The sequence below is a fragment of the Desulfurobacteriaceae bacterium genome (assembly GCA_039832905.1).
Taxonomy (GTDB): Bacteria; Aquificota; Aquificia; order Desulfurobacteriales; family Desulfurobacteriaceae; genus Desulfurobacterium.
In genome coordinates this window covers 1-2,477 of sequence record JBDOLX010000022.1, presented here as the reverse complement: position 1 = coordinate 2,477, position 2,477 = coordinate 1, and the positions used below count along the sequence as shown (strand labels likewise).

At 35.9% G+C, this 2,477-nt stretch carries 6 protein-coding genes and 1 rRNA gene; 3 read left to right on the top strand and 4 right to left on the bottom strand.

The features are described from left to right. From ABGX27_01375 to cutA (ABGX27_01365), 3 genes are all read right to left on the bottom strand, one after another. Positions 1-364 (bottom strand): TSUP family transporter (locus tag ABGX27_01375; GenBank protein MEO2068145.1); only part of this gene is annotated, 364 nt, incomplete at its 3' end. A 20-nt stretch (positions 365-384) separates the two neighbouring features. Beyond that, complete coding sequence (gene cutA / locus ABGX27_01370) at positions 385-579, bottom strand: divalent-cation tolerance protein CutA (GenBank protein MEO2068144.1); 195 nt, start codon at positions 577-579, stop codon at positions 385-387. Further along, positions 560-712: a divalent cation tolerance protein CutA gene (gene cutA, locus ABGX27_01365; protein MEO2068143.1), complete on the bottom strand. Its 153-nt coding sequence runs from the start codon at positions 710-712 to the stop codon at positions 560-562. The genes cutA (ABGX27_01370) and cutA (ABGX27_01365) overlap by 20 nt, the downstream gene beginning before the upstream one ends. Positions 713-784: 72 nt before the next feature. On the opposite strand from cutA (ABGX27_01365), the gene nfo reads away from it, so the two are divergent. Genes nfo through ABGX27_01350 form a run of 3 tightly spaced genes read left to right on the top strand, consistent with a single transcriptional unit; the run spans position 785 to position 2,293 of the window. Then, positions 785-1,633: a deoxyribonuclease IV gene (gene nfo / locus ABGX27_01360; protein ID MEO2068142.1), complete on the top strand. Its 849-nt coding sequence runs from the start codon at positions 785-787 to the stop codon at positions 1,631-1,633. Position 1,634: 1 nt separating this feature from the next. Beyond that, positions 1,635-1,913, top strand: coding sequence for a phosphoribosyltransferase family protein (locus ABGX27_01355; protein MEO2068141.1), 279 nt, complete (start codon positions 1,635-1,637; stop codon positions 1,911-1,913). Positions 1,914-1,945: 32 nt separating this feature from the next. Then, positions 1,946-2,293: a phosphoribosyltransferase family protein gene (locus ABGX27_01350; protein MEO2068140.1), complete on the top strand. Its 348-nt coding sequence runs from the start codon at positions 1,946-1,948 to the stop codon at positions 2,291-2,293. 5 nt (positions 2,294-2,298) lie between these two features. Here ABGX27_01350 and rrf read toward each other — a convergent pair. Continuing rightward, positions 2,299-2,415: ribosomal RNA gene (gene rrf, locus ABGX27_01345) — 5S ribosomal RNA — on the bottom strand. Positions 2,416-2,477 lie beyond the last annotated feature (62 nt).

Genomic DNA, 2,477 nt, shown 5'->3' with positions numbered 1-2,477 from the left:
CCCCCACAGCAAGAAGAACTATTGCAAATAGCTTTTTTAGAATATGTGCTGGAAGTAAGTGAGAAGAAAATACTCCTGAAACTATTCCTGGAACAACCCAAACTATTACTTTTGATAATTCTTCTTTTTTCAGTTTCCCTTTAAAGATGTGAAAACCTGAGGTAAAAAAAGTCACAGCCGTAATTACTGCAAGACTTGTACCAATTGAAAGTTTTAATGTAAGTTCTTCCGGGACTCCTAAATAAGGAAAAAGAAACCAAAACATAGGAACAAGGATTATTCCACCACCAATACCTAATAATCCTGCAAGAAAACCTGAAAATAATCCAGAAAAGAACAAAAGAAAAAGCAATTCAAAACTCAAAAAACTCTCCTATTTAGACTTCAGGATTTCTTAAGTTCACTTTTTAGCCACTTCAGGTAGTCCGGATTCCCATCTACAACTGAAACTGCTAATATTTCTGGAACTTGATAAGAATGGTTCTCTTTTATTGTTTTTTCAATCTCTTTATACAATCGTTTTTCACTCTTAATTAGGATTAACCACTCTTTTGTAGTTTCAATCTTTCCGTTCCACACAATAAGAACTTTCTATAGGTCCTACAATCTGAACACATGCAGCAAGCTGTTTTTCAACTAAAACTTTTGTAATCTTTTCTGCTTCTTCTCTTTTATCAGTTGTAGTAAAAACTTGAATAGCTTCAAACTCCATTTTTCCTCCTTTCGAGGATTAAATTTCTCTAATAAAGGTAAGTATAAAAATTAAATTAGCAAAGGAGAAGTAATGAAGTTTGTAGGAGCTCACGTAAGTATTGCAGGTGGAGTTTTTAATGCACCGTTAAACGCTAAAGAGATAGGAGCAAAAGCCTTTGCCCTCTTTACAAAAAACCAAAGACAATGGAAAGCAAAACCTCTTACTGAAGAAACAATAACTAAATTTAGAGAGAATTTAAAGAAAGTGGAAATCTCTCCAGAATATGTTCTCCCCCATGACAGCTATCTGATTAACCTGGGACACCCAGAAGAAGAAAAGAGAAGAAAATCAATAGAAGCCTTCATTGATGAAGTAAATAGGTGTTACCAACTAGGACTGAAATACATCAACTTCCATCCTGGAAGTCATCTTGGAAAAGTTTCTGAAAAAGAATGTTTGAAAATTATTGCAGATTCAATAAATGAGGTTTTAGGAAGGACGAAAGAAGTAATACTTGTCCTTGAAAACACTGCTGGCCAAGGGTCTAACGTTGGCTACAGGTTTGAACATCTTGCAGAAATAATTAATATGGTAGAGGATAAGTCTCGAATTGGAGTTTGCCTTGATACTTGTCATATGTTTGCCGCAGGATACGATATAAGAACAGAAGAAACTTACGAAAAAACAATGAAAGAATTTGATGAAATTGTAGGATTCAAGTATTTAAAAGGAATGCACTTAAATGACGCAAAGTCACAACTTGGAAGCAGAGTTGATAGGCATCACTCGATAGGCAGGGGAAATATAGGACTAGATGCATTTAAATTCATAATGAACGATAAACGTCTTGACAACATTCCTTTAATACTTGAAACAATTGACCCTTCAATTTGGGCTGAAGAAATAAAACTTCTTTATTCACTTATTAAGGAGAGTTAAAATGGTATTTAGGGACAGAAGAGAAGCTGGAAATCTTTTAGCAAAAGAAATCTTAAAAAGGTACAACGGAAATCTAAAAAGGCCAGTAATAGTTGCTATTCCAAGGGGAGGAGTAGTTGTTGCAGGACCAATAGCTAAAGCATTAAATGCCCCAATAGAACTAATAATTCCTAGAAAAATCGGAGCTCCTTTCAACGAAGAATTCGCTATAGCTGCAATAACTGAAGATGGGCATATCCTCTTAAATCCATCAATCACTGAAGAAGTGCAAATAGACTAGGAATAACCAGAGAATACTTGGAAGTAAAAGCCATGGAAGAACTCCAAGAAATAGAAAGACGAAAAAGAGTTTACCTAGGGGAAAGAGCAGGAATCAATTTAGAAGGAAAAGATTTAATTCTAGTTGATGATGGAATAGCAACAGGATTAACAGTAAAAGCGGCCATCCTTTCATTGAGAAAGAAAAAACCTTTAAGAATTATTCTAGCTATACCCGTTATACCCAAAGATAAGGTGCAAGAGTTTCTAGAACTTGTAAATGATCTAGTAGTATTACACGTTCCAGAGTACTTTAGTGCAGTCGGAGAGTTTTACGAGGATTTTTCCCAAACCAGCGATGAAGAAGTTATAGACATTATTAGAAATTTCAAAGAAAAATAAAAAAGGCCTGGCACCGCCCTACTTTCCCGCCCCGTCTCCAGGGCAGTATCATCGGCGCTGGCGGGCTTAACTTCCGAGTTCGGAATGGGATCGGGTGTTTCCCCGCCGCTATGGGCACCAGGCCTATCTATTATAAGAAATATCTTATTCAGCTTTTAATCTTTAACAACAGAATAGGAGAACC